The organism is Tunicatimonas pelagia, from assembly GCF_030506325.1.
Classification (GTDB): domain Bacteria; phylum Bacteroidota; class Bacteroidia; order Cytophagales; family Cyclobacteriaceae; genus Tunicatimonas; species Tunicatimonas pelagia.
Window position 1 is genome coordinate 2,376,956 of the sequence record NZ_CP120683.1, and the last position, 23,661, is coordinate 2,400,616.

At 51.6% G+C, this 23,661-nt stretch carries 26 protein-coding genes; 10 read left to right on the forward strand and 16 right to left on the reverse strand.

Annotated features, from left to right (window positions below; translation table 11 throughout):
* Positions 1 to 2: 2 nt before the first annotated feature.
* Complete coding sequence (locus tag P0M28_RS10000) at positions 3 to 308, reverse strand: hypothetical protein (RefSeq protein ID WP_302209769.1); 306 nt, start codon at positions 306 to 308, stop codon at positions 3 to 5.
* 330 nt (positions 309 to 638) lie between these two features.
* Positions 639 to 1,031: a hypothetical protein gene (locus tag P0M28_RS10005; protein ID WP_302209771.1), complete on the reverse strand. Its 393-nt coding sequence runs from the start codon at positions 1,029 to 1,031 to the stop codon at positions 639 to 641.
* 11 nt (positions 1,032 to 1,042) lie between these two features.
* On the opposite strand from P0M28_RS10005, the gene P0M28_RS10010 reads away from it, so the two are divergent.
* Together P0M28_RS10010 and P0M28_RS10015 are read left to right on the forward strand one after the other, a co-directional pair.
* Complete coding sequence (locus tag P0M28_RS10010) at positions 1,043 to 1,231, forward strand: hypothetical protein (RefSeq protein WP_302209772.1); 189 nt, start codon at positions 1,043 to 1,045, stop codon at positions 1,229 to 1,231.
* A 61-nt stretch (positions 1,232 to 1,292) separates the two neighbouring features.
* Complete coding sequence (locus P0M28_RS10015) at positions 1,293 to 1,418, forward strand: hypothetical protein (protein WP_302209773.1); 126 nt, start codon at positions 1,293 to 1,295, stop codon at positions 1,416 to 1,418.
* Between the two features lie 296 nt (positions 1,419 to 1,714).
* Here the strand turns inward: P0M28_RS10015 and P0M28_RS10020 are convergent, their stop codons facing one another.
* From P0M28_RS10020 to P0M28_RS10035, 4 genes are all read right to left on the reverse strand, one after another.
* On the reverse strand, positions 1,715 to 2,020 hold the full coding sequence (locus P0M28_RS10020; protein WP_302209774.1) for a type II toxin-antitoxin system RelE/ParE family toxin: 306 nt from the start codon (positions 2,018 to 2,020) through the stop codon (positions 1,715 to 1,717).
* Positions 1,999 to 2,235, reverse strand: coding sequence for a hypothetical protein (locus P0M28_RS10025; RefSeq protein WP_302209776.1), 237 nt, complete (start codon positions 2,233 to 2,235; stop codon positions 1,999 to 2,001). Before P0M28_RS10025 ends, P0M28_RS10020 begins: the two co-directional genes overlap by 22 nt.
* Positions 2,236 to 2,359: 124 nt before the next feature.
* Positions 2,360 to 2,560: a hypothetical protein gene (locus P0M28_RS10030; RefSeq protein WP_302209778.1), complete on the reverse strand. Its 201-nt coding sequence runs from the start codon at positions 2,558 to 2,560 to the stop codon at positions 2,360 to 2,362.
* Between the two features lie 407 nt (positions 2,561 to 2,967).
* Positions 2,968 to 3,654, reverse strand: coding sequence for an RHS repeat-associated core domain-containing protein (locus P0M28_RS10035; RefSeq protein WP_302209779.1), 687 nt, complete (start codon positions 3,652 to 3,654; stop codon positions 2,968 to 2,970).
* 381 nt (positions 3,655 to 4,035) lie between these two features.
* Between P0M28_RS10035 and P0M28_RS10040 the strand changes: the two genes are divergently transcribed.
* Complete coding sequence (locus P0M28_RS10040) at positions 4,036 to 4,335, forward strand: hypothetical protein (RefSeq protein ID WP_302209780.1); 300 nt, start codon at positions 4,036 to 4,038, stop codon at positions 4,333 to 4,335.
* 190 nt (positions 4,336 to 4,525) lie between these two features.
* On the opposite strand, the gene P0M28_RS10045 is transcribed toward P0M28_RS10040, so the two are convergent.
* From P0M28_RS10045 to P0M28_RS10060, 4 genes are all read right to left on the reverse strand, one after another.
* The gene (locus P0M28_RS10045; protein WP_302209782.1) at positions 4,526 to 5,518 is read right to left on the reverse strand and encodes a tyrosine-type recombinase/integrase; all 993 of its coding nucleotides are present in this window, start codon (positions 5,516 to 5,518) and stop codon (positions 4,526 to 4,528) included.
* Positions 5,499 to 6,431 (reverse strand): tyrosine-type recombinase/integrase, encoded by a 933-nt coding sequence (locus P0M28_RS10050; protein ID WP_302209783.1) that lies wholly within the window; start codon positions 6,429 to 6,431, stop codon positions 5,499 to 5,501. Before P0M28_RS10050 ends, P0M28_RS10045 begins: the two co-directional genes overlap by 20 nt.
* A 134-nt stretch (positions 6,432 to 6,565) precedes the next feature.
* Positions 6,566 to 9,292, reverse strand: a complete 2,727-nt coding sequence (locus tag P0M28_RS10055) for an MTBMA_p00010-related P-loop-containing protein (RefSeq protein WP_302209785.1) — start codon at positions 9,290 to 9,292, stop codon at positions 6,566 to 6,568.
* A 13-nt stretch (positions 9,293 to 9,305) separates the two neighbouring features.
* Complete coding sequence (locus P0M28_RS10060; protein WP_302209787.1) at positions 9,306 to 9,545, reverse strand: hypothetical protein; 240 nt, start codon at positions 9,543 to 9,545, stop codon at positions 9,306 to 9,308.
* Between the two features lie 167 nt (positions 9,546 to 9,712).
* Between P0M28_RS10060 and P0M28_RS10065 the strand changes: the two genes are divergently transcribed.
* The 3 genes from P0M28_RS10065 to P0M28_RS10075 are packed head-to-tail and all read left to right on the forward strand — an operon-like array spanning position 9,713 to position 10,588.
* A complete protein-coding gene (locus P0M28_RS10065) occupies positions 9,713 to 10,054 on the forward strand; it encodes a helix-turn-helix domain-containing protein (RefSeq protein WP_302209788.1) in 342 nt (113 codons plus the stop codon).
* Complete coding sequence (locus P0M28_RS10070; RefSeq protein WP_302209789.1) at positions 10,054 to 10,266, forward strand: hypothetical protein; 213 nt, start codon at positions 10,054 to 10,056, stop codon at positions 10,264 to 10,266. Before P0M28_RS10065 ends, P0M28_RS10070 begins: the two co-directional genes overlap by 1 nt.
* Positions 10,256 to 10,588: a type II toxin-antitoxin system RelE/ParE family toxin gene (locus P0M28_RS10075; protein WP_302209790.1), complete on the forward strand. Its 333-nt coding sequence runs from the start codon at positions 10,256 to 10,258 to the stop codon at positions 10,586 to 10,588. The genes P0M28_RS10070 and P0M28_RS10075 overlap by 11 nt, the downstream gene beginning before the upstream one ends.
* Before the next feature lie 318 nt (positions 10,589 to 10,906).
* Here P0M28_RS10075 and P0M28_RS10080 read toward each other — a convergent pair whose 3' ends face one another.
* Entirely contained in the window at positions 10,907 to 11,623 is a 717-nt protein-coding gene (locus P0M28_RS10080; RefSeq protein WP_302209792.1) for an RHS repeat-associated core domain-containing protein, read from the reverse strand.
* 381 nt (positions 11,624 to 12,004) lie between these two features.
* On the opposite strand from P0M28_RS10080, the gene P0M28_RS10085 reads away from it, so the two are divergent.
* Entirely contained in the window at positions 12,005 to 12,304 is a 300-nt protein-coding gene (locus P0M28_RS10085; RefSeq protein ID WP_302209780.1) for a hypothetical protein, read from the forward strand.
* A 190-nt stretch (positions 12,305 to 12,494) separates the two neighbouring features.
* On the opposite strand, the gene P0M28_RS10090 is transcribed toward P0M28_RS10085, so the two are convergent.
* The 4 genes from P0M28_RS10090 to P0M28_RS10105 all read right to left on the reverse strand — a co-directional run bounded on the left by P0M28_RS10090 (position 12,495) and on the right by P0M28_RS10105 (position 17,514).
* Positions 12,495 to 13,487, reverse strand: a complete 993-nt coding sequence (locus tag P0M28_RS10090) for a tyrosine-type recombinase/integrase (RefSeq protein ID WP_302209782.1) — start codon at positions 13,485 to 13,487, stop codon at positions 12,495 to 12,497.
* Positions 13,468 to 14,400: a tyrosine-type recombinase/integrase gene (locus P0M28_RS10095; RefSeq protein ID WP_302209783.1), complete on the reverse strand. Its 933-nt coding sequence runs from the start codon at positions 14,398 to 14,400 to the stop codon at positions 13,468 to 13,470. The genes P0M28_RS10090 and P0M28_RS10095 overlap by 20 nt, the downstream gene beginning before the upstream one ends.
* 134 nt (positions 14,401 to 14,534) lie before the next feature.
* Entirely contained in the window at positions 14,535 to 17,261 is a 2,727-nt protein-coding gene (locus tag P0M28_RS10100) for an MTBMA_p00010-related P-loop-containing protein (RefSeq protein ID WP_302209785.1), read from the reverse strand.
* A gap of 13 nt (positions 17,262 to 17,274) precedes the next feature.
* Complete coding sequence (locus P0M28_RS10105; protein WP_302209787.1) at positions 17,275 to 17,514, reverse strand: hypothetical protein; 240 nt, start codon at positions 17,512 to 17,514, stop codon at positions 17,275 to 17,277.
* A 167-nt stretch (positions 17,515 to 17,681) separates the two neighbouring features.
* Here P0M28_RS10105 and P0M28_RS10110 point away from each other — a divergent pair, with 167 nt between their 5' ends.
* From P0M28_RS10110 to P0M28_RS10120, 3 genes are read left to right on the forward strand one after another with little or no spacing between them, the layout of a single operon-like run.
* On the forward strand, positions 17,682 to 18,023 hold the full coding sequence (locus tag P0M28_RS10110) for a helix-turn-helix domain-containing protein (protein WP_302209788.1): 342 nt from the start codon (positions 17,682 to 17,684) through the stop codon (positions 18,021 to 18,023).
* The gene (locus P0M28_RS10115) at positions 18,023 to 18,235 is read left to right on the forward strand and encodes a hypothetical protein (RefSeq protein ID WP_302209789.1); all 213 of its coding nucleotides are present in this window, start codon (positions 18,023 to 18,025) and stop codon (positions 18,233 to 18,235) included. The genes P0M28_RS10110 and P0M28_RS10115 overlap by 1 nt, the downstream gene beginning before the upstream one ends.
* Positions 18,225 to 18,557, forward strand: coding sequence for a type II toxin-antitoxin system RelE/ParE family toxin (locus P0M28_RS10120; protein ID WP_302209790.1), 333 nt, complete (start codon positions 18,225 to 18,227; stop codon positions 18,555 to 18,557). Before P0M28_RS10115 ends, P0M28_RS10120 begins: the two co-directional genes overlap by 11 nt.
* A 318-nt stretch (positions 18,558 to 18,875) precedes the next feature.
* Here P0M28_RS10120 and P0M28_RS10125 read toward each other — a convergent pair whose 3' ends face one another.
* Positions 18,876 to 23,477, reverse strand: a complete 4,602-nt coding sequence (locus tag P0M28_RS10125; protein ID WP_302209793.1) for an RHS repeat domain-containing protein — start codon at positions 23,475 to 23,477, stop codon at positions 18,876 to 18,878.
* Positions 23,478 to 23,661: the final 184 nt, after the last annotated feature.

A 23,661-nucleotide genomic window follows, 5' to 3' on the forward strand; every position in this document is an offset into this window, starting at 1 on the left:
AGTCATGGTGTACTCGTACCAGTAATAGCCAGCAGTAGTAGCGGAAGCGTATTAGTTCCAGAAATAACCGTGGCAGCTAACGGGCAATTGTCCCCCGTTGCTAATGAGCTTAATGACATGTTCCAATCAAAATCTCCCCCCTCAGAAATATGCCACTTAATGAACACCTCATCACCACCACTAAGTGAGATTACAGTAGAGTTACCGTAACCATAGTGTTCATACTGCAGATAAGTACAATCACCACTATATACTTCTAAAAACTCTGACGAAGAGGACGTAATCTCCAGCCTGCTATCGCTCGGCATCGTATAGCGATACCAGTAGTGATCATTGGTAGTAGTTGGGAGAGAGTTGTTGCCGACAGTAGCATTGACGGCTTCCGAACACGTGGACTATCCTAGCGAAACAAGCGAAAAGGATAAAAAGATAGCTACGAGTAGATATTTTTTCATTATCACTAATTTTTTAATATTCATTATTTTACAACTATCACAAACTTAAAAACAATTAAATTATTGAAAAAGTAGACGTAACTTTATCCTTTATTTTACATCTTGAATAAATGGGAAATAGCGGCTTGAACTGGCGGTAAAAGCTATACTAAGCACATACAAATTCTTGCTTAATTGGCCACCCTATAGGGTATTCGGCTCGTGAAAGCTGATGCTGAACTCCTCTTCGCGGGCATTCTGATAACTCACTTCAAAGCCTTCGGTCAAAGTCATGCTGGCTCCCTCTACTAACACATACGATTTAGTTTCGTAGCTGCTCTTCACCTGATCGTCATCGTAGTAAACTAAATGCTCGTTCAACGCGATGGGGTCAGGACGGAAAAAGCCCAACCGACTGCTGCCGTAGATCAGTACTTCTACGGGTTCGGGGGAGGTACCCGCTTGGCTCTCATCGTGTTCGTAGATACTCAATAGATTACCACTGGCATCGCGGATGTAGTAGGTGCTTTGGTTTTGCTGCATATCCTGTTTCTTCACCCGGTAGCCTCGGTCTACTTCAATATCCGCGCCGTTCACCAGCGTACTCTTTGAGACTTACACCGATTTCTTTTAACGAACTAGTGCAGAAACTAGGACTGGAAAAAGTGAAAGAGGAGTCCGTAGACACCGAACAGCAAGTGTTGGAGGGCATTGCTCAGGGCTTGCGCGAAGTGAAGCAGATAGAAGAGGGCAAGCGAAAAGGAACCCCGCTCAACGACTTCTTGGATGAGCTATAGCGTTGTTGCCACTGATCGCTTCTAGAAGGAAGCAAAGAAGCTGACTAGAAAGTACCGCTCATTGAGAGGGGAACTGGAAGCACTCGGTGAAGAACTGTCTGACAGCCCTACCACCGGCACTCCGTTCGGTCATGATCTGTACAAACTACGCCTGGCCATTGCTTCCATTGGAAGTCGCACCTTCTGAAAACCACACCTACTTTCGTACTAATTATCAATGACTTGCTGTCCACTTTTGTGCAGGTATTTATTCGCCAAAGCACCCTTTTCCAGAGAAAGAAACAAGCCGGATGTTCTCTGTGCGGTTGTGGTTTCCTGCGCTTTTATCGGTCAACGGTTTGATAAAACATTAGGGGGGGTAGTAGGCGGTCATCGCGCGATTATCCAAAGCGTGTCGATGGCTCGATTCAAAACCGTAAACTTGATCGCACTTTGGACGTTCTAGCTCTCGCTTCCTGTGGGCTGAAAGGCAGGTAGGGTTCGTTAATAGTACAGTGGTTTCTGTCGGACGTGCCGGATACGTAAGACCCTGATCTGCTTTTGATCGTAGCGATACGAAACGCGGTAGTCGTCGGTCTCGAAGGCGCGGTAGTGTCCCGGATTGTTTCGTTTATACTTATCTTTGGCGTACCGTTCCGGCATGGTAACGGCTTGTTGTAAGCGATTGAGTACGGCTGCTTCTACCTCCTCGGCTTTCGTATAAGAAGCTGCTGACAACCTCTCTAACTCGTCGGCAAAACGATCTAAGGCCGAGGTATTCCAAACAATCAACCTTCGTTCTTCTTCCATCGGCTTAGTCGTTCCATCGCTTGTTTATGGGTATAAAACTCACCCCGGTCAATCTCGGCTTCTGCTTCTTCTAGCTCTCGATTGTACTGCTCAATGTCGATAGAAGCTTCCTCAGTAAACTGGTTGATCGTGGCTTCTACCTCTGCTACTTCTTCTTCGCCAAGCCTCATGAGCTTTTCTATAATCGCATACTTTCTGGCAATAATCGTTTCCATAACCATGTGATTTACTTTACGATAAAGGTAACAATTTTTTACTACACACGGTTTCGTCCTCAGCGAATTCGCCTTGGAAGCCAAAAGCAGCCTCAAACATGAACTAGTGCATTAGACTGTGACTCTACTCACTTGACCACATCCTTGAGCCATAGGCAATCAGTAAGACAATGGCTGAGAAAGCAATGATGGCCACTACTGAGTTCCAAAAAGTATCTTCCTTGATCTGAGAAAAGCTTTTCTTACCCCCACTCATTATCCAACGTATAAACGCGCCAGGATAACTCAAAAGGTAGGTAACGAATATTTCAAATAGGACTTCCATATTCCAAAAGCCTACCAGATTTATGTCTGTTGATTAGACAATATAACTATCAAAATTACAACTGGTAATAGTACCAAAAGTCCTATCGTGGCATTCAAATACACTTCATCAGCTAGAACCTCTTTAAAAGGTTTCTTTCGTCCTGTAAACATCCAAACGAACAAATGCGCCCGGAAAAGTTAGTACAAAGTATATTACTGATTCAATGATTACTCCCAAAAACGAATATCATTAGAATTAGTATCAAAAGAAAAACAACTGCTAAAAATGCATTGAGTAAGGGCTTATCGTCCATCAATTCTTTAAGAGGTTTTCCCCAATTAAAAACCCATCTAATTGAAGCTCCAATAGAGTTTAAAACAATTAAGTAGATAATTTCAAAAAATAAAGTGACTAAAAACTCCATACTATTCGTGATAACCTATTGAGTAATCGATAGATTTCTTAATGACAGTTCCTGCCGTTTGTTTAACAGCAAATCCACCAACTACATTAGTTACGGTTGATGATGAGCCTATAACTGCTGAACCGGGTAAGCCTACAGAAATAACTGTTACAACAGTTCCCACTGTTCTATGAACTGTTTCTTTATAATCTAGATGATCTTTTTGACGCCAATTCCAAGCTTCATCGAACGTGTAAGGAAGTACTCCGTTCTCAAAACCTTCACCTCCCAGGATTTCTCTATCGAAGTTGTGCCAAATAGGTCTTCCAACTCCTTGACCTACATAAGCAATATTATTTACGAAATCTCTTCCCACTCCCGATGCTATATCAAAGGCCAAGTCTGTATACGATGGACTAACAGACACAGAACTTAGAAGTTGATCCGATAGACCAAAAAAGTCTAGTGCGCTATTAATCTCGGCCAGGGAAGCATTATCATCGGCAATCCAGGTATGACCATCTATTACTCCTGACTCTCCTTCAAAATAGTGAAGCTCACCAGTCTGATCATTCGTGTACCAATCAAACCCGCCATCCGGATCAATCCTGTTCATCGGACTATTGCCCATCCCCAAATAAGGCGACCAATGCTGTCCACATGGGTCGGTAGATAGCCACCGCCCGACAACCGCATCATATTGTCTCAACTCAAAACTTATACACTTACCGACCTGTTTTGGCTTGTCTACTCAACTTGTTGGCACTGCCTGTCAGCCACCTGCAAAGAACGTCTCCTGCGCTAAGATAAGATTTTTCTCATTGTCGTGGCACTTCCGATGTTTTCCGATGAAAGAAAGAAGTGGTTGGGATTTGATCGATAGCTAAACACAGAGCTTCCGCAGCACCCAGACACAAGTCCGCCCTCTGGACGCACGAGCTTACGCACGCAGGTCAAGCGGTATTCCGGCCTTGGTCGTCAGCAAAAAGTCACGCTAAGCCTGTGCCGCCCTTGTTCTGAGGTATTGATGATTAAGGAGAGAAACAAGCACGGCTCAGCCCTTCGGGTGCTGCGCAGCTTGTCATGCCTTTTGCTTTTCCTCGGTCGGCCTTCATGGCAGCTACTCCTGTCCGGTCGGCCACTTCGCGATGCTTCAGTCACCACCCGTCCAGCTGCTGCCGGTGTTTGTGCTCGCCTGCGGGCTCGTTCGGACCGCGGTCGCCGTTGCGCTGCGCTTCACTCTGCCGCTCACGGCCAGGACGCTACGCTGCCTCCTGTCCGGCCTCTCTCGCACTCGCAGTCGGCTTCGCGAGAGGCGGCTACCGCCTTGTTAACCTGCTTTACCGGCGCACTAGCAAAGAGAACTAACCAAGTGAATGCAAGGGTGTAACTTTTGGAACGTAAAGCCACCGCACGTAGAGGCCAAGTATTGACTTGGGGGATGCTTACCGCCCCCCAAGCCCCCAGGAGGCAGGGGCTAGAACATCCAAAGCGCCATCAAGTTTGTGGCTTCGTATCAAGCTACCGGCGCGCTTTGGATAACCTGCCCCCGCACTATTTGGGCAGGAATGAACTTACCCTTACTGGAGGGGATGATGCAGAGAGACTACTTCCTGTAACTCTTCCAGGTTGGCCGACTGGTAGCGTTGGGTGCTAGTGATGCTGTTGTGTCCGGCCAGGTACTGCACCCGTCGGATATCGTACTGTTTGACCCATTCGGTGATCACACTGGCCCGAAGCTGCTTGGCATGTTTGACCGAAGGGTTGAGCTTGCTCAGATCAACCATCAGGGGTTTTAGACTGGCTTTGATGGAAGCCGAACCGTTCAGGGAAAAGAACAACTGCTGTTGGATGGCTTCATAGTCTATTTTGGCCGGTTTGCGGGTAGGACGATAGAAGTACCTGTCCGAACTGATGTCGTCTAGTATCTGCGGACGGCCCACCGTCAGGTACTCTTGCAGAGGCAGTATCTGGGAAGCCTGTAGCTTCAAGACTCTTCCTTTCAGCCCTCCTTGCCCAGTGATGCGTTTGCTCTCCGGCACTTGCAGGGTAGCGGAGGCGAGGTTGACGTGTTCGGTGCGTAGCAAGCTGAGTTCTTGCGTGGTCACCGCCTGATACACTAGCAGGCCGACCATGATCTTATTGCGGGCACTGCGCAGGTTGACCACCGGGTAGCGTTCGTACAGCTGGTCCAGTTCGTCACGACTGAGCAGATCGCTGGGCACCGCTTGTACTACCCCTCGCAGGATCAGTCCGGAAGCGGGGTTCTTCTTGACCTGTTTCTTTCTAGCCAGCATCGTATAGTAGTGACGTATGGCGACGAGCATCATATTGATCTGCCGGGCACTGCGGCCACTGTCCTGTAGGTGGTGAATATAGCTTAGTAAGTCCGGATAACGTACTTCCCTAGCCGGTAGATTGTCCCGTTCAGCCCAGGCCAAAAAGTAGCCGGTGTAGTTGCCGTACATGCGGATGCTATCCGGGGCGTAGTGCTTCTTGCCCAGGTAGTCGGTGAGCTGCTCTAAGGCTTGCCGGATTGTGGCACTGTCGTACTCATAGACTCTTTTCCTCATCGCTAATGTTGGGTTGGATATGGGTGTAGATTTGGGTGGCTTCCAAGCTTCGGTGTCCTAGAAAACGGGCAATATGTTCCAGCTTCATACCGCTTTCAAACAGGTGGGTAGCGATGCTATGGCGCAACGCGTGTAATCCCATCGGGGGCAAACGAGCGACTTGGCACCAGTGGTGTAAGCGCCGTCCGGCCGAGACCGCGCACAAGGGTTTACCGCGCTGCCAACCCAGTAGTAAGCCGTGGTGGGACTGATGGCGTAGCAGCCGAGGACGCGATAGCTGCAAGTACTGCTGTAGGTCATGAACGACTCCGCTGGCCATCGGCACGTAGCGTTCGGTATAGTTCTTCCCGGCCCGTACGTGCAGCAGCCCTCGTTCCAGCAGAACATCGTTGATGTGCAGTTGTAGGGCTTCGTTGCGCCGAAGGCCGCAGCCGTAGCAGAGCGAGAGAATGGCCCGGTCCCGCAGGGCCAGCAACTGATGGCCCAATACGCCGGGGTCTTCTACCTGGTCGGCCGCATCGTAGAGACGTTGCACCTGGGCTTTGGACAAGATCAGCCGTTCGGGTTTACTACGGTAACCCCGGAAGGGAAAGGAGACTTCCAGGCTGCCTTGCCCGGTGTCGCGAAGATAGCGAGAGAGTTGCACCAAGGCGTTACGATACTTACGCAGGGTGTTCAAGCTCAGGCTCCCGCCGCGCGTTTTGTTGGGGCGCTGGGCGCAGTAGCGGAAGAACTGCCGAACGGTCTGACTATCGACCTGGGATAGCTGCGTGAGGTTGTTTTCTTGCAACCAGACCAAGAACTCTTGGGTATGGCGCAAGCTGGCCGCTTGGTTCACTTGCGCATAGTTCATGGCCTGCAACCATTCGGCAAAGCCTAACAAGCGTTGGTGATAGTGTTGGTTTAAAGGCATCGTTCAGAGGTTGATTACGAACAAAGATGAAAATGGGTCCCTAGGCATTTTTTGGTTTCGCTGACCCACTGGGGGTAAGCACTTGTTTTTCAAGTAGTTGAGTGGGTCAGTAACGCTACTGACCCACCCCTGACCTACTGACCCACTGACTCGTTGATCTTCAGCAGGATCGCGGCCAACTGTTCATCAATAGCACTTTTGAGCCCTTCGTATTCCTTTGGGGCTACGATCTGGTACTCAAAACCCTTGTGCCGACTGCCACCCACGATCTTGACCTGCCCGTAGCTGACTAGCTCCCGCAGGTACCGCTTGAGATTGTTAGGATTGAGTCGCAAGTGCTTCCGGACATGGCGGGCGTAGAACGTCTCGCGGTTCTGTTCTTTCGTGTAAGCGGTCAACTGTTCTAAAAAGCTACGGCTCGCCTGGGTGAGCTCGTCGCTCTTAGCGAACAACACTTCGCGTAGCAAGCGGAAGGCGGCGGCCACATCGTCCGGAGCGGTTTGGAGGTAGGGCGTACCGGTCGCATCCTGTTTGACTTCTCGTTGGTACTGGTGCAGGAAGGTGACCGTTTCAATGAAGCTCAAGAGCAAGAGCATCGTACGACGCGGTTTGAATACCTGCGGCGGTAGCTGAATCAACTCGGCGTAGGGGTTGACGATCTTGATCGGACGTAGCAAGCGTTGTACGTTCTGTAGCTGATGGATCAGGGTGTGTTGTTCCCCGGCGTTCACCAGTCCGGCACTGAGCTTTCGTTGGTAGGCCATGATCTGGCCGTCTTGGGTATCGCTTTGGTCTACGTAGAGTAGCAAACACCGATTGGCGTTGTCTTCGTAGAGCTTCTCGCGGGTAGTACAACCGCTCACCGACACCGGCCCCTCGACGCGTAGGCTCACGGTCTTGAGGTTGCCCTTGTTGTCTTTCAGGGTGACCGTCTTGCTGATGCGCTTTTTACTCTGGAGTTCGCGAAGTGGATAGAGCACTCCTTCCGCCCCGTCCAGGTCTTCTATCAGGATCAGTTTGCCCTTCAACTCTTCGCGCTGGAAGTAGTAGAAGGCGTTCTCGGACAGCGTGGTGATCTCCAGCCGTTCTTCTTCGGGCATCAGCGCACTCACTTTCTCTTGCAGGTAGGTTTTGCCCGTCCCGCTCTGGCCCAAACACATCAGGTGCAAGGGGCTTTCCCGCTTGCGGCTGGTGTAGACCAGGTAGGCAATCAAGGCGTTGGTCTCTTCCCCGATCAGCCCCGTGGCCCGAATGTCGGAGGACAGGCGCGTGAGCAGCTGCGGGGATTGTAGGTAGTCCAACGCTGCTTGCTTTTCGGCCCCGCTCAGGGTGGGCTTTTCTTCGGCCTTCGGTTGCAAGGCTTCCAGTCGCCGGTGACGATAGCGTTCCAGTGAGGCCGTCAGCTCGGAGAGGGTGTACATCGCTTCCCGGCTGCTGACTTCCAAACGTTCGGCTACCTGGATGACCAGTTGCTGCACCTGCCCCGAATGGTACAAGTCCAGCGAATGCCGTACCGGTAGATGTCTTTTGCCCGGAGTAGCTTGGGCGGGCTCTACCTTGACGGTCACCCGCAAGCGGTCCAGGCCCGCAATCTTAATGCCCCCCAGCACGGTAACCTGTAGCCAGGGGCTGGTAAAAAACAACAGCTCGGTATTCTCGGTGTGCAACCGGTACTCCGAAGACGGACTGGTTTCTTCCGAGGGCGGTTGGGTGGCTGCCGAGTCGTCTGTCAACGGTGGGGCAACCGGACTTGCTTCCGGTGTCTTTTCCGATGAAAGAAAAAGCGTAGGACTACCGATCGCTTGTCGTTCGTTCAATAGGTGTTCCAAGATCACCGGCGTATGTCCCTGGAGCAAGCTGTTCACGTCTTCGCCCTCGGGAGTAGCCACGGCGGTAAGTTTGACATCCGGACGAAGGGCTTGCAACTGGTCGGCGTACTTAGCCACGGCTTTGCGTCCGGCTTCGTCCCCATCCAGAAAGAAGATGATCTCTTGTAGATTGGCTAAGCCTTGGATCGCCTGTTCGTGTTCTTTCGTAAAACCGTTGGTGCCGTACAATGCTAGCATGCCGTATACCTGACTGAGGCTTTTGTCCTGCAGTAGCGTAGCGGCATCCAGTAGGCTTTCGGTCAGGACCAGCCGTTCGGTCTCGGGCTTGGGGTAGTGCGGGTACAAGCCCTGTTGCCCCTGGGGTAAGTAGAAGTGACGCGGGTAGCTGTCGTCCTGCAAACTACGGGCGTAGATGTCTACGACCTTGCCCGCCGCGTTCTTCATGGGAAGCATCAAACAACTGCGTAGCTTGGGGACGATCTTGCCTTTGCGCTCCTGCATCAGCCCGAGCTTCACGGCACTCTGTTTCAAGGGGTCGTTCCAGCTTCTACCGAAGTCAGCACTGATAAAGCCGATACCCAGGTACTCGTAGTTCAGCTGCCGGTCTTGGGCGTACTGTTGGGCTTTCAGGCTGCGGGTCATACCTTGCAAGCAGCTTTGGTAGAACTTGGTCAAGACCGCCGTGCGGGACAACGCTTTCCCTTCGTGGGGAATACCGGCGTTCTTTCTTTCATCGGAAGTATCGGAAGGTGGTTGAGTAGGTTCGATCATCTGTTGGGCTTTTAGAATCGCTCGGTGTTGGGTGAGTTGCTCGTGCTCTTGGATCAGATCAATCACATCGAGCTTCTTGCCGTGTAGTCTACAGGCCGTAGAAAAGCAGTAGGCCGTATTGGTTTTGGGGTAGATTTGCATACTGGGCGTTTTGTCCGCATGGAACGGACAGCACAGCATGTTGCTTTGGTTGACCTTCAGGCCGTAGTGCGAAAGCACCGTTTGGATCGATAGACGGGCTTTGATTTCAGCAATCTCCATCGTACTACTTTCCTTATCCTTTTTGCTTGAGTAAATCAGCCACGGGAAGCATCTGGCGGTTTACCTCTCCCAAGCGGTGTTGTAACTTACCTAGCTCGTCCATGATCTCGGCTTGGTGGAAAGATTGGTAGCCGCCATCGGCAATCTTCTCGCGCAGCAAATGGAGCATGGCGAGCGGTTGACTAAGATTTAAACTCTCGCTGAACAGGCGGCCCAGATGGCGTTCTAACTGGCGTTGGTCTTCGGGATGCATAGGCTTTTTGATTGGTGATAAAAAGTTATTTAGCTCGTATCCGGTTCAAAACTACTCTATTAAAGCTTACGAACAAACTTTTTCAACTTTTTTAGCTCACATTAGGTTCGTATATTTGGTCTTATACCGTAAAACAGGGTTCTTATAGCCCTTTTAAGTGTTATCTTATGAATACCTTTGGAAAGAAAATAGCTGCCCTACGAAAAGATAGAAAGATGAGCCAGGGTGACTTGGCTAAGTTGCTTCATACTTCCGTTTCGGTCATCGGTCGCTACGAACGCGATGAGATGAAGCCCAGTATTGAAGCGGCTCAGAAGATTGCGGGCTTTCTGGATACCACTGTAGGGTACTTGTTGGGGGAAACCGAAGATGCTGAACTGTTCAAGAACCCCTCTATGCTACAGCGATTGCAGGAACTCAACAACCTGCCTGAGAAAGACAAGGACTATATCCTCTACGCCCTGGACGGTCTTTTGCAGAACGTGAAAGCCAAACAAGCCTTTGCCTGATGAAACAGATTACGCTCAACATTCCGGACAGCCAGTACGCTTTCTTCACCGAACTGGTACAGAAACTAGGATTGGAAAAAGTGAAAGAAGAGTCGGTAGACACCGAACAGCAAGTGTTGCAGGGCATTGCCCAGGGCTTACGCGAAGTGAAGCAGATAGAAGAGGGCAAAAGAAAAGGAACCCCGCTCAACGACTTCTTGGATGAGCTATAACGTTATTGCCACGGATTACTTCCAGAAGGAAGCCAAGAAGCTTATCCGGAAGTACCGCTCATTGAGAGGAGAGCTGAAGGCACTCGGTGAAGAGCTGGCCGACAACCCCACTACCGGCACCTCACTGGGTCATGATCTCTACAAAGTACGGCTGGCTATTGCTTCCAAAGGCAAGGGTAAGTCCGGTGGGGCTAGGGTCATCACTTGCGTGAAGGTAGTACAGGAAAAGGTCTACCTGGTCTCCATCTACGACAAAAGCCAGCTAGAAAACCTTTCTAAACAACAGATCGAGCAACTGCTCCAGAAAGAGGGACTCGGGTGAGGGAGCCAATCTTAAAGAAGAAAACCAGTAAACTTAAACATGACTACCTCTATAAACATCTTCTCATGGGTACTTTAGCCAAAAAAAAGCTTAAGAACGAAGACGATAGCTATAGTAATAATCATTCCTAAAAGTATGTTAGAGATGCCGTACTCGAAGTTACTTCCAAAATCATCGCTGTTCCTCCCTTTCCAAACTCTGCTAAAACTTGCTACATCTTTACCTTTAATCTTTCTTTTGAAAGCAATGTACAACCATCTGAAAAAGACTCCTATAAATTCAAATACTACTGACCCGATAAATGCTCCGTCCATGATCTTATCTTTTTTCGTTCGATTCATCTGAACCAATCCATTCCTGCCCTTTATCAACTAGACTTTGAAACCCTTTAGTGATTTTCAATACCGTCCCATGCGTTTTCTCAAGCATTTGTTTGTTATATGTCTTGATTATCCAACCCCGAACTTTTGGTTGTAATCTAGCTACGAAAGTGCCTTTGAAATAGCTACTAAACTGAGATGCTGTAACTTTTGGAATTTTACTCAGTCTAGTGTACGGTAGAGCTGTTGAGGCTGCTCCAGCAAATGCTTCCGCCCCTTCTTCTCCGACAACTAGCTGACCATCAATATGTGTGGGTTTTCGCCACGGTGTGAAGAACTGTGCAGTGACCCAAGGTCCATCAATCGTATTGTATGACCAAGAAGCAATTATATTATCAGACATTCCCCATCTTTGGGATAGACCTGGTTCCCAAGCTGATAGATAGGAGCCACCTTCACCATAGGTACCGACGTTAAAGGTAGTTACGTCACCACTTTGAGTGTTGAAGCCCCACTCCCCGCCTGACTGATAGACATCGCTTACACTTACCCCAGCGGTGAAGAAGGCTCGCACCTTCGCCCCAAACTTGGTGTATCCCCCATCCGGGTCAATCCCACTAATTGGATTATTCCCCATCCCGACGTACGGAGAAGCAAACTGCCGGTAAGGATCCACGCTTAGCCACCGCCCGACAACCGCATCATATTGTCTCAACTCAAAACTTATACACTTACCGACCTGTTTTGGCTTGTCTACTCAACTTGTTGGCACTGCCTGTCAGCCACCTGCAAAGAACGTCTCCTGCGCTAAGATAAGATTTTTCTCATTGTCGTGGCACTTCCGATGTTTTCCGATGAAAGAAAGAAGTGGTTGGGATTTGATCGATAGCTAAACACAGAGCTTCCGCAGCACCCAGACACAAGTCCGCCCTCTGGACGCACGAGCTTACGCACGCAGGTCAAGCGGTATTCCGGCCTTGGTCGTCAGCAAAAAGTCACGCTAAGCCTGTGCCGCCCTTGTTCTGAGGTATTGATGATTAAGGAGAGAAACAAGCACGGCTCAGCCCTTCGGGTGCTGCGCAGCTTGTCATGCCTTTTGCTTTTCCTCGGTCGGCCTTCATGGCAGCTACTCCTGTCCGGTCGGCCACTTCGCGATGCTTCAGTCACCACCCGTCCAGCTGCTGCCGGTGTTTGTGCTCGCCTGCGGGCTCGTTCGGACCGCGGTCGCCGTTGCGCTGCGCTTCACTCTGCCGCTCACGGCCAGGACGCTACGCTGCCTCCTGTCCGGCCTCTCTCGCACTCGCAGTCGGCTTCGCGAGAGGCGGCTACCGCCTTGTTAACCTGCTTTACCGGCGCACTAGCAAAGAGAACTAACCAAGTGAATGCAAGGGTGTAACTTTTGGAACGTAAAGCCACCGCACGTAGAGGCCAAGTATTGACTTGGGGGATGCTTACCGCCCCCCAAGCCCCCAGGAGGCAGGGGCTAGAACATCCAAAGCGCCATCAAGTTTGTGGCTTCGTATCAAGCTACCGGCGCGCTTTGGATAACCTGCCCCCGCACTATTTGGGCAGGAATGAACTTACCCTTACTGGAGGGGATGATGCAGAGAGACTACTTCCTGTAACTCTTCCAGGTTGGCCGACTGGTAGCGTTGGGTGCTAGTGATGCTGTTGTGTCCGGCCAGGTACTGCACCCGTCGGATATCGTACTGTTTGACCCATTCGGTGATCACACTGGCCCGAAGCTGCTTGGCATGTTTGACCGAAGGGTTGAGCTTGCTCAGATCAACCATCAGGGGTTTTAGACTGGCTTTGATGGAAGCCGAACCGTTCAGGGAAAAGAACAACTGCTGTTGGATGGCTTCATAGTCTATTTTGGCCGGTTTGCGGGTAGGACGATAGAAGTACCTGTCCGAACTGATGTCGTCTAGTATCTGCGGACGGCCCACCGTCAGGTACTCTTGCAGAGGCAGTATCTGGGAAGCCTGTAGCTTCAAGACTCTTCCTTTCAGCCCTCCTTGCCCAGTGATGCGTTTGCTCTCCGGCACTTGCAGGGTAGCGGAGGCGAGGTTGACGTGTTCGGTGCGTAGCAAGCTGAGTTCTTGCGTGGTCACCGCCTGATACACTAGCAGGCCGACCATGATCTTATTGCGGGCACTGCGCAGGTTGACCACCGGGTAGCGTTCGTACAGCTGGTCCAGTTCGTCACGACTGAGCAGATCGCTGGGCACCGCTTGTACTACCCCTCGCAGGATCAGTCCGGAAGCGGGGTTCTTCTTGACCTGTTTCTTTCTAGCCAGCATCGTATAGTAGTGACGTATGGCGACGAGCATCATATTGATCTGCCGGGCACTGCGGCCACTGTCCTGTAGGTGGTGAATATAGCTTAGTAAGTCCGGATAACGTACTTCCCTAGCCGGTAGATTGTCCCGTTCAGCCCAGGCCAAAAAGTAGCCGGTGTAGTTGCCGTACATGCGGATGCTATCCGGGGCGTAGTGCTTCTTGCCCAGGTAGTCGGTGAGCTGCTCTAAGGCTTGCCGGATTGTGGCACTGTCGTACTCATAGACTCTTTTCCTCATCGCTAATGTTGGGTTGGATATGGGTGTAGATTTGGGTGGCTTCCAAGCTTCGGTGTCCTAGAAAACGGGCAATATGTTCCAGCTTCATACCGCTTTCAAACAGGTGGGTAGCGATGCTATGGCGCAACGCGTGTAATCCCATCGGGGGCAAACGAGCGACTTGGCACCAGTGGTGTAAGCGCCGTCCGGCCGAGACCGCGCACAAGGGTTTACCGCGCTGCCAACCCAGTAGTAAGCCGTGGTGGGACTGATGGCGTAGCAGCCGAGGACGCGATAGCTGCAAGTACTGCTGTAGGTCATGAACGACTCCGCTGGCCATCGGCACGTAGCGTTCGGTATAGTTCTTCCCGGCCCGTACGTGCAGCAGCCCTCGTTCCAGCAGAACATCGTTGATGTGCAGTTGTAGGGCTTCGTTGCGCCGAAGGCCGCAGCCGTAGCAGAGCGAGAGAATGGCCCGGTCCCGCAGGGCCAGCAACTGATGGCCCAATACGCCGGGGTCTTCTACCTGGTCGGCCGCATCGTAGAGACGTTGCACCTGGGCTTTGGACAAGATCAGCCGTTCGGGTTTACTACGGTAACCCCGGAAGGGAAAGGAGACTTCCAGGCTGCCTTGCCCGGTGTCGCGAAGATAGCGAGAGAGTTGCACCAAGGCGTTACGATACTTACGCAGGGTGTTCAAGCTCAGGCTCCCGCCGCGCGTTTTGTTGGGGCGCTGGGCGCAGTAGCGGAAGAACTGCCGAACGGTCTGACTATCGACCTGGGATAGCTGCGTGAGGTTGTTTTCTTGCAACCAGACCAAGAACTCTTGGGTATGGCGCAAGCTGGCCGCTTGGTTCACTTGCGCATAGTTCATGGCCTGCAACCATTCGGCAAAGCCTAACAAGCGTTGGTGATAGTGTTGGTTTAAAGGCATCGTTCAGAGGTTGATTACGAACAAAGATGAAAATGGGTCCCTAGGCATTTTTTGGTTTCGCTGACCCACTGGGGGTAAGCACTTGTTTTTCAAGTAGTTGAGTGGGTCAGTAACGCTACTGACCCACCCCTGACCTACTGACCCACTGACTCGTTGATCTTCAGCAGGATCGCGGCCAACTGTTCATCAATAGCACTTTTGAGCCCTTCGTATTCCTTTGGGGCTACGATCTGGTACTCAAAACCCTTGTGCCGACTGCCACCCACGATCTTGACCTGCCCGTAGCTGACTAGCTCCCGCAGGTACCGCTTGAGATTGTTAGGATTGAGTCGCAAGTGCTTCCGGACATGGCGGGCGTAGAACGTCTCGCGGTTCTGTTCTTTCGTGTAAGCGGTCAACTGTTCTAAAAAGCTACGGCTCGCCTGGGTGAGCTCGTCGCTCTTAGCGAACAACACTTCGCGTAGCAAGCGGAAGGCGGCGGCCACATCGTCCGGAGCGGTTTGGAGGTAGGGCGTACCGGTCGCATCCTGTTTGACTTCTCGTTGGTACTGGTGCAGGAAGGTGACCGTTTCAATGAAGCTCAAGAGCAAGAGCATCGTACGACGCGGTTTGAATACCTGCGGCGGTAGCTGAATCAACTCGGCGTAGGGGTTGACGATCTTGATCGGACGTAGCAAGCGTTGTACGTTCTGTAGCTGATGGATCAGGGTGTGTTGTTCCCCGGCGTTCACCAGTCCGGCACTGAGCTTTCGTTGGTAGGCCATGATCTGGCCGTCTTGGGTATCGCTTTGGTCTACGTAGAGTAGCAAACACCGATTGGCGTTGTCTTCGTAGAGCTTCTCGCGGGTAGTACAACCGCTCACCGACACCGGCCCCTCGACGCGTAGGCTCACGGTCTTGAGGTTGCCCTTGTTGTCTTTCAGGGTGACCGTCTTGCTGATGCGCTTTTTACTCTGGAGTTCGCGAAGTGGATAGAGCACTCCTTCCGCCCCGTCCAGGTCTTCTATCAGGATCAGTTTGCCCTTCAACTCTTCGCGCTGGAAGTAGTAGAAGGCGTTCTCGGACAGCGTGGTGATCTCCAGCCGTTCTTCTTCGGGCATCAGCGCACTCACTTTCTCTTGCAGGTAGGTTTTGCCCGTCCCGCTCTGGCCCAAACACATCAGGTGCAAGGGGCTTTCCCGCTTGCGGCTGGTGTAGACCAGGTAGGCAATCAAGGCGTTGGTCTCTTCCCCGATCAGCCCCGTGGCCCGAATGTCGGAGGACAGGCGCGTGAGCAGCTGCGGGGATTGTAGGTAGTCCAACGCTGCTTGCTTTTCGGCCCCGCTCAGGGTGGGCTTTTCTTCGGCCTTCGGTTGCAAGGCTTCCAGTCGCCGGTGACGATAGCGTTCCAGTGAGGCCGTCAGCTCGGAGAGGGTGTACATCGCTTCCCGGCTGCTGACTTCCAAACGTTCGGCTACCTGGATGACCAGTTGCTGCACCTGCCCCGAATGGTACAAGTCCAGCGAATGCCGTACCGGTAGATGTCTTTTGCCCGGAGTAGCTTGGGCGGGCTCTACCTTGACGGTCACCCGCAAGCGGTCCAGGCCCGCAATCTTAATGCCCCCCAGCACGGTAACCTGTAGCCAGGGGCTGGTAAAAAACAACAGCTCGGTATTCTCGGTGTGCAACCGGTACTCCGAAGACGGACTGGTTTCTTCCGAGGGCGGTTGGGTGGCTGCCGAGTCGTCTGTCAACGGTGGGGCAACCGGACTTGCTTCCGGTGTCTTTTCCGATGAAAGAAAAAGCGTAGGACTACCGATCGCTTGTCGTTCGTTCAATAGGTGTTCCAAGATCACCGGCGTATGTCCCTGGAGCAAGCTGTTCACGTCTTCGCCCTCGGGAGTAGCCACGGCGGTAAGTTTGACATCCGGACGAAGGGCTTGCAACTGGTCGGCGTACTTAGCCACGGCTTTGCGTCCGGCTTCGTCCCCATCCAGAAAGAAGATGATCTCTTGTAGATTGGCTAAGCCTTGGATCGCCTGTTCGTGTTCTTTCGTAAAACCGTTGGTGCCGTACAATGCTAGCATGCCGTATACCTGACTGAGGCTTTTGTCCTGCAGTAGCGTAGCGGCATCCAGTAGGCTTTCGGTCAGGACCAGCCGTTCGGTCTCGGGCTTGGGGTAGTGCGGGTACAAGCCCTGTTGCCCCTGGGGTAAGTAGAAGTGACGCGGGTAGCTGTCGTCCTGCAAACTACGGGCGTAGATGTCTACGACCTTGCCCGCCGCGTTCTTCATGGGAAGCATCAAACAACTGCGTAGCTTGGGGACGATCTTGCCTTTGCGCTCCTGCATCAGCCCGAGCTTCACGGCACTCTGTTTCAAGGGGTCGTTCCAGCTTCTACCGAAGTCAGCACTGATAAAGCCGATACCCAGGTACTCGTAGTTCAGCTGCCGGTCTTGGGCGTACTGTTGGGCTTTCAGGCTGCGGGTCATACCTTGCAAGCAGCTTTGGTAGAACTTGGTCAAGACCGCCGTGCGGGACAACGCTTTCCCTTCGTGGGGAATACCGGCGTTCTTTCTTTCATCGGAAGTATCGGAAGGTGGTTGAGTAGGTTCGATCATCTGTTGGGCTTTTAGAATCGCTCGGTGTTGGGTGAGTTGCTCGTGCTCTTGGATCAGATCAATCACATCGAGCTTCTTGCCGTGTAGTCTACAGGCCGTAGAAAAGCAGTAGGCCGTATTGGTTTTGGGGTAGATTTGCATACTGGGCGTTTTGTCCGCATGGAACGGACAGCACAGCATGTTGCTTTGGTTGACCTTCAGGCCGTAGTGCGAAAGCACCGTTTGGATCGATAGACGGGCTTTGATTTCAGCAATCTCCATCGTACTACTTTCCTTATCCTTTTTGCTTGAGTAAATCAGCCACGGGAAGCATCTGGCGGTTTACCTCTCCCAAGCGGTGTTGTAACTTACCTAGCTCGTCCATGATCTCGGCTTGGTGGAAAGATTGGTAGCCGCCATCGGCAATCTTCTCGCGCAGCAAATGGAGCATGGCGAGCGGTTGACTAAGATTTAAACTCTCGCTGAACAGGCGGCCCAGATGGCGTTCTAACTGGCGTTGGTCTTCGGGATGCATAGGCTTTTTGATTGGTGATAAAAAGTTATTTAGCTCGTATCCGGTTCAAAACTACTCTATTAAAGCTTACGAACAAACTTTTTCAACTTTTTTAGCTCACATTAGGTTCGTATATTTGGTCTTATACCGTAAAACAGGGTTCTTATAGCCCTTTTAAGTGTTATCTTATGAATACCTTTGGAAAGAAAATAGCTGCCCTACGAAAAGATAGAAAGATGAGCCAGGGTGACTTGGCTAAGTTGCTTCATACTTCCGTTTCGGTCATCGGTCGCTACGAACGCGATGAGATGAAGCCCAGTATTGAAGCGGCTCAGAAGATTGCGGGCTTTCTGGATACCACTGTAGGGTACTTGTTGGGGGAAACCGAAGATGCTGAACTGTTCAAGAACCCCTCTATGCTACAGCGATTGCAGGAACTCAACAACCTGCCTGAGAAAGACAAGGACTATATCCTCTACGCCCTGGACGGTCTTTTGCAGAACGTGAAAGCCAAACAAGCCTTTGCCTGATGAAACAGATTACGCTCAACATTCCGGACAGCCAGTACGCTTTCTTCACCGAACTGGTACAGAAACTAGGATTGGAAAAAGTGAAAGAAGAGTCGGTAGACACCGAACAGCAAGTGTTGCAGGGCATTGCCCAGGGCTTACGCGAAGTGAAGCAGATAGAAGAGGGCAAAAGAAAAGGAACCCCGCTCAACGACTTCTTGGATGAGCTATAACGTTATTGCCACGGATTACTTCCAGAAGGAAGCCAAGAAGCTTATCCGGAAGTACCGCTCATTGAGAGGAGAGCTGAAGGCACTCGGTGAAGAGCTGGCCGACAACCCCACTACCGGCACCTCACTGGGTCATGATCTCTACAAAGTACGGCTGGCTATTGCTTCCAAAGGCAAGGGTAAGTCCGGTGGGGCTAGGGTCATCACTTGCGTGAAGGTAGTACAGGAAAAGGTCTACCTGGTCTCCATCTACGACAAAAGCCAGCTAGAAAACCTTTCTAAACAACAGATCGAGCAACTGCTCCAGAAAGAGGGACTCGGGTGAGGGAGCCAATCTTAAAGAAGAAAACCAGTAAACTTAAACATGACTACCTCTATAAACATCTTCTCATGGGTACTTTAGCCAAAAAAAAGCTTAAGAACGAAGACGATAGCTATAGTAATAATCATTCCTAAAAGTATGTTAGAGATGCCGTACTCGAAGTTACTTCCAAAATCATCGCTGTTCCTCCCTTTCCAAACTCTGCTAAAACTTGCTACATCTTTACCTTTAATCTTTCTTTTGAAAGCAATGTACAACCATCTGAAAAAGACTCCTATAAATTCAAATACTACTGACCCGATAAATGCTCCGTCCATGATCTTATCTTTTTTCGTTCGATTCATCTGAACCAATCCATTCCTGCCCTTTATCAACTAGACTTTGAAACCCTTTAGTGATTTTCAATACCGTCCCATGCGTTTTCTCAAGCATTTGTTTGTTATATGTCTTGATTATCCAACCCCGAACTTTTGGTTGTAATCTAGCTACGAAAGTGCCTTTGAAATAGCTACTAAACTGAGATGCTGTAACTTTTGGAATTTTACTCAGTCTAGTGTACGGTAGAGCTGTTGAGGCTGCTCCAGCAAATGCTTCCGCCCCTTCTTCTCCGACAACTAGCTGACCATCAATATGTGTGGGTTTTCGCCACGGTGTGAAGAACTGTGCAGTGACCCAAGGTCCATCAATCGTATTGTATGACCAAGAAGCAATTATATTATCAGACATTCCCCATCTTTGGGATAGACCTGGTTCCCAAGCTGATAGATAGGAGCCACCTTCACCATAGGTACCGACGTTAAAGGTAGTTACGTCACCACTTTGAGTGTTGAAGCCCCACTCCCCGCCTGACTGATAGACATCGCTTACACTTACCCCAGCGGTGAAGAAGGCTCGCACCTTCGCCCCAAACTTGGTGTATCCCCCATCCGGGTCAATCCCACTAATTGGATTATTCCCCATCCCGACGTACGGAGAAGCAAACTGCCGGTAAGGATCCACGCTTAGCCACCGCCCGACAACCGCATCATATTGTCTCAACTCAAAACTATGGTAGCCCGTCTCATTTGTTTCATCTTCCGCAAACTCACCTTGGAAGCCAAAGCGTAGCCCTTCACCCCCCGTCATACTCAAGGTGCCGATCTTCATCCCAAACGGATAGAAGCTTTGGTAGTTGTTCAGGCTGATGCCGCCCTCATCCTGGGGTTGGATGGTCGCCCGTACTGTGCCCAGGTGGTCTTTCAGTTCGTAGGTCGTGGGGCCGGTTGGCTCGTGGAAGGCTACTGAGAACTCACCTTCGTGAGCGGTTTGGTAACTGACTTCAAAGCCTTCGGTCAGGGTCATAGTGGCTCCGGCGACTAGTAGGTAGGAGGTGTTCTCGTAGCGGCTCTTGGTTTGATCATCTTCGTAACCGACCAAGTGCTCGTTCAACGCGATGGGGTCAGGGCGGAAGAAACCCAGCCGACTGCTGCCGTAGATCGGTACTTCTACGGGTTCGGGGGAGGTACCCGCCTGGCTCTCATCGTGTTCGTAGATACTGAGTAGGTTGCCATTGGCATCGCGGATGTAGTAGGTGCTTTGGTTTTGCTGCTGGTCGTACTTTTTAACCCGATAGCCTTTATCGTCGTAGGTGTAGATAAACTTCGTTTGGTCGTTGCCGTCTTTGATCTCGGTGACCTTACCAGATACATCGTAAGCTAGCCGTTGGGTATAGCTGCCTTTCACTTCCTGGGTCATCTGGCCGAGGGCATTGTACTTGTAACTGGCGTAGCCCGTAATCCCAGTCAACTGGTTGGTGCCCGTTTGGTACTGGTACTTATTTTCAAAATCGTGCAATAGGTTTCCTGTCTGGTCTCGGCGTTGCAGACCTAACAGGTTGCCGTTCTTATCGTAGTCTAATCCACTGACGCTGTACATTTGGTTACTGGCGGGGGTGAAGGTGCCGCTACTGACTTGTCCAAATCTAGCTTCTTTAAGTTGGTAACGAGGGTCATAGTCATAGACATACGCCCCCGTCTGGTTCACCCCTTCGGCTTGCGTCCGCCAGCTTTGGCTACGGATCTGCCCGCTATACAACTGCGCTTCTTCGGGCTGATTGCTGGCTACATTTACGATGGGACTACCGGACTTTACATAGTCGCCACTAAAGTAGTCTAACTGCATACTGAATACATCGGGTTGCGTTCCGGGACTTGCCCCGGACTCTGTTCCGGGGTTGTTCACTGCTTTGAGCCAGCCTTGCACAGTATAGGTATAGTCCGTTTGTATCCCATCGGCTAACACCACCTGCTTCAAAGGGCCGTGCAGGTAGTACTCGTAGGTGGCTTGTAGTTTGTAGTCACTCGCCAGATTGGTCACGTTTAACTGCCGATCAAGCTGCGGACTGCGTACCGAGGTATACACTTGCTGGAGTCGTCCGTCCTGGTCGTAGGTGTAGTAGTGGAAGAAGGCATCTTTACGGCCTTCCTGGTAGCTGACCGTCATCACCTGCCCCTGGCTGTTGTAGCGGTAGGCTACTGTCTTCACCCCAATGCCTACAACGTCCTGCACCAGCCAGGTCACCCGACCCCGTTCATCGTAGCTGTACCAACTCTGGGCGGCCGGCGATCCGGTGGTGCCTATTTTCTCACTGTAGCTGACTTTGCCCCGCACAAACTGCTGCTTCAGACCCGTACCCACGGGTAGTGGCACCGCCCGGTCGTAGGTGGTACGTACCACATCCGTCCGAGTGCCGTCGGTCAGCCCGCCTTCGCGGCCGATCGTTTCCAGTATGGTCTGGTTGCTGCGCACAGTACTAAAGGTAGCACTTGTCCCGCTGGGATCAAACTCCCCGCTTTCTATGGGGCGGCCTAGCTGATCGTAGCTGGTGTAGGAGTAGGTATTCTGCGCTCGTTGCTTCGCATTTTGGGAAAAACGGATGCTGCCATCGCGGCGGTAGGCGTACTCGGTACGTCCGGCATCGGGCTCTTCCATACTGAGCATGCGCCCCCGAAAGTCGTAGGTGTAGGTCGTCTTCAGCCCTTCGGGGTCTACGCTCACCAGCAATCGCCCGGCATCATCGTAGAAGCTACTGCTTTGGGTAATCACCGCCGTACCATCGCCGTAGTAGAGGCTGGTGAGCAATTGACCGCTTTCGTTGAAGTAGCGCACACTGCGCCGTCCGTTGGCATCTTCACTCACCTGCTTGTAAAACCCATCCTGCACCCGAAAGGGATTGATGCCCGGGGTGCGGTCCTCGTAAGGGTTCATCAGCCCGGTCTGTTGCTTACGGGCTTGCAAGTAAGCCAGTATGATGTTGGTATCCTCCTCGCCTTCTTCGTCCAAAGCCAGCATTCGGCTACTAGCAATATGCTGCTGCTCAATAATAGGTTTGCCTTCGGCATTCACATCCGGGCGGTACTGAAAGTCGCCTGGCCCCACTTGCCCAATTACTTCGCCGCTGCCGTCTTCATTAAACAGGGTACGAACGAAGGGGTAGGCGGTGGTAGCCATACGGTCTTCGTGCAGGTCGTACAGCATGCGCTGATCGGTGTTTTCAGGCAAGGCATCAATGGCGGCTTGGCGGTTCTGATCGCTGTAGTACCATCCCACCGAAAAGGGCTCGGCACTCATGGGTTGGTTTTGCAGCAGGCCGAAGTGGTTAAAGGCAGCTCCCCCGTTGGTGCGGAGTAGCCTGGCCTGGTAGCCAAACTGTACGGGCACATAGTCGGTGGTAAAGTCGCTACACTCGGGGCTGATGGGCGTATTGCCCGTACCCGAACGGATGGGGGCAGGTAGGGAGGTAGCCGCTAGGCGTCCGTAGCGGTCAAAGATCGTCTGGCTGGCCATCAGTATACCCCGCGCCTGGTCTTTGGTTTGGGTTTGGTGCAAGCGCCCCATATCATCAAAAAACTGCTTACTTTCCCCAATTACATTGCCGTAGTCGTCAAATAATGTTTGTTGGGTAAAGTTCCAGAAAAAATCATCGTCATCGTAGCCACCGGGCGGGTCAATATCGCCCCGGTCTACTTCAATATCCGCCCCGTTTACCAGTGTCATCCCCGGTCCAATTACCACCTGGGCTTGGCTCTCTATCCGGTAGCGGAAGTTATCCAGAATACCGGTGTACCGCAGGTTCTCTAAGCTGAGGGCAATATTATCGGGTACCCCCAGCGGCAGACCGTTCATTTCGCTCACAATAGCGGGTAAATCGGTCGGTAAATTAATTGGGCAGCTTTGGGTGATGTTAAAATCATTTTGCGCGGGAAAATAGACAAATATCCGCACCGTAGGGGGCACTTGGTCGCAGCCCTCTTTACCCGCAATAGAAATATCGTAAAAGCCTGACTCAGCGAAGGTTAGCGTATACGCTTGGGTGCCGGGGGCCGTCTGCCCGGGGGCCGGAGCACTCGGACTAATACGCACATTCGCTCCCGGAAAGCTATTTTCATCCCAGCGATAGATCACGTCTAGCACATTTACTACCTTTTGCTCTAACCCACTCTGGTCTACCAGCACTCGCACCTTGGGTACAGCCGGGTTTACCTGGTAGCGGTGCTCACCCGCCGGAAGCACTTCGGAGCCATCGACCGACTGTACCAGCAAACGAGGTGGGCTAGGTGGGCAAGGCGGGCGTATTTTCAAGGAAACCTCATCTTCGGCATCGGTGAGTACCGAGCAGTTGCCCGTGGCGTATACCAGCACCTTCACAAAGTACTCTCCGTAGGCTAAGCCACTCAGATTAAAGGTTTTACGGTTACTAGTACCCGTACTGGTTTTAGCGACTACGGTTTGGTTGCTACCCCGTCTTACTACCCACCATTCATATTTTTCTACCGTAAGATCACCACCCAAGTCACTATGGCTCAGCGTAGCGGTGATAGATCGGGTTCGGGGACTACCCTGCTCTACTTCCGGGTGGTTAACCGTAAGCCTCGGGTTCTGCAACGTATACCCTCTTTCCTGGCAGGTTACCTCAAATTCCGGACTGTCGTACGATAGGGAATTGCGCGTGTATTAAGGGGCAAACGAAAGGTCAATAAGGGGGTAAAATTGATTTCTTTATTTTATAGGTGTAAGTGACTGATTGATAAAGCGTTATGAGGGGATAAGAAAGTTTTTGACGAAAAGC

Excerpts from the sequence above, each read along its gene's own strand:
- P0M28_RS10000 (WP_302209769.1), bottom strand. The coding sequence starts at position 308 with ATGCCGAGCGATAGCAGGCTGGAGATTACGTCCTCTTCGTCAGAGTTT.
- P0M28_RS10020 (WP_302209774.1), bottom strand. The coding sequence starts at position 2,020 with ATGGAAGAAGAACGAAGGTTGATTGTTTGGAATACCTCGGCCTTAGAT.
- P0M28_RS10025 (WP_302209776.1), bottom strand. The coding sequence starts at position 2,235 with ATGGAAACGATTATTGCCAGAAAGTATGCGATTATAGAAAAGCTCATG.
- P0M28_RS10030 (WP_302209778.1), bottom strand. The coding sequence starts at position 2,560 with ATGGAAGTCCTATTTGAAATATTCGTTACCTACCTTTTGAGTTATCCT.
- P0M28_RS10045 (WP_302209782.1), bottom strand. The coding sequence starts at position 5,518 with ATGAGGAAAAGAGTCTATGAGTACGACAGTGCCACAATCCGGCAAGCC.
- P0M28_RS10050 (WP_302209783.1), bottom strand. The coding sequence starts at position 6,431 with ATGCCTTTAAACCAACACTATCACCAACGCTTGTTAGGCTTTGCCGAA.
- P0M28_RS10055 (WP_302209785.1), bottom strand. The coding sequence starts at position 9,292 with ATGGAGATTGCTGAAATCAAAGCCCGTCTATCGATCCAAACGGTGCTT.
- P0M28_RS10060 (WP_302209787.1), bottom strand. The coding sequence starts at position 9,545 with ATGCATCCCGAAGACCAACGCCAGTTAGAACGCCATCTGGGCCGCCTG.
- P0M28_RS10065 (WP_302209788.1), top strand. The coding sequence starts at position 9,713 with ATGAATACCTTTGGAAAGAAAATAGCTGCCCTACGAAAAGATAGAAAG.
- P0M28_RS10070 (WP_302209789.1), top strand. The coding sequence starts at position 10,054 with ATGAAACAGATTACGCTCAACATTCCGGACAGCCAGTACGCTTTCTTC.
- P0M28_RS10075 (WP_302209790.1), top strand. The coding sequence starts at position 10,256 with ATGAGCTATAACGTTATTGCCACGGATTACTTCCAGAAGGAAGCCAAG.
- P0M28_RS10090 (WP_302209782.1), bottom strand. The coding sequence starts at position 13,487 with ATGAGGAAAAGAGTCTATGAGTACGACAGTGCCACAATCCGGCAAGCC.
- P0M28_RS10095 (WP_302209783.1), bottom strand. The coding sequence starts at position 14,400 with ATGCCTTTAAACCAACACTATCACCAACGCTTGTTAGGCTTTGCCGAA.
- P0M28_RS10100 (WP_302209785.1), bottom strand. The coding sequence starts at position 17,261 with ATGGAGATTGCTGAAATCAAAGCCCGTCTATCGATCCAAACGGTGCTT.
- P0M28_RS10105 (WP_302209787.1), bottom strand. The coding sequence starts at position 17,514 with ATGCATCCCGAAGACCAACGCCAGTTAGAACGCCATCTGGGCCGCCTG.
- P0M28_RS10110 (WP_302209788.1), top strand. The coding sequence starts at position 17,682 with ATGAATACCTTTGGAAAGAAAATAGCTGCCCTACGAAAAGATAGAAAG.
- P0M28_RS10115 (WP_302209789.1), top strand. The coding sequence starts at position 18,023 with ATGAAACAGATTACGCTCAACATTCCGGACAGCCAGTACGCTTTCTTC.
- P0M28_RS10120 (WP_302209790.1), top strand. The coding sequence starts at position 18,225 with ATGAGCTATAACGTTATTGCCACGGATTACTTCCAGAAGGAAGCCAAG.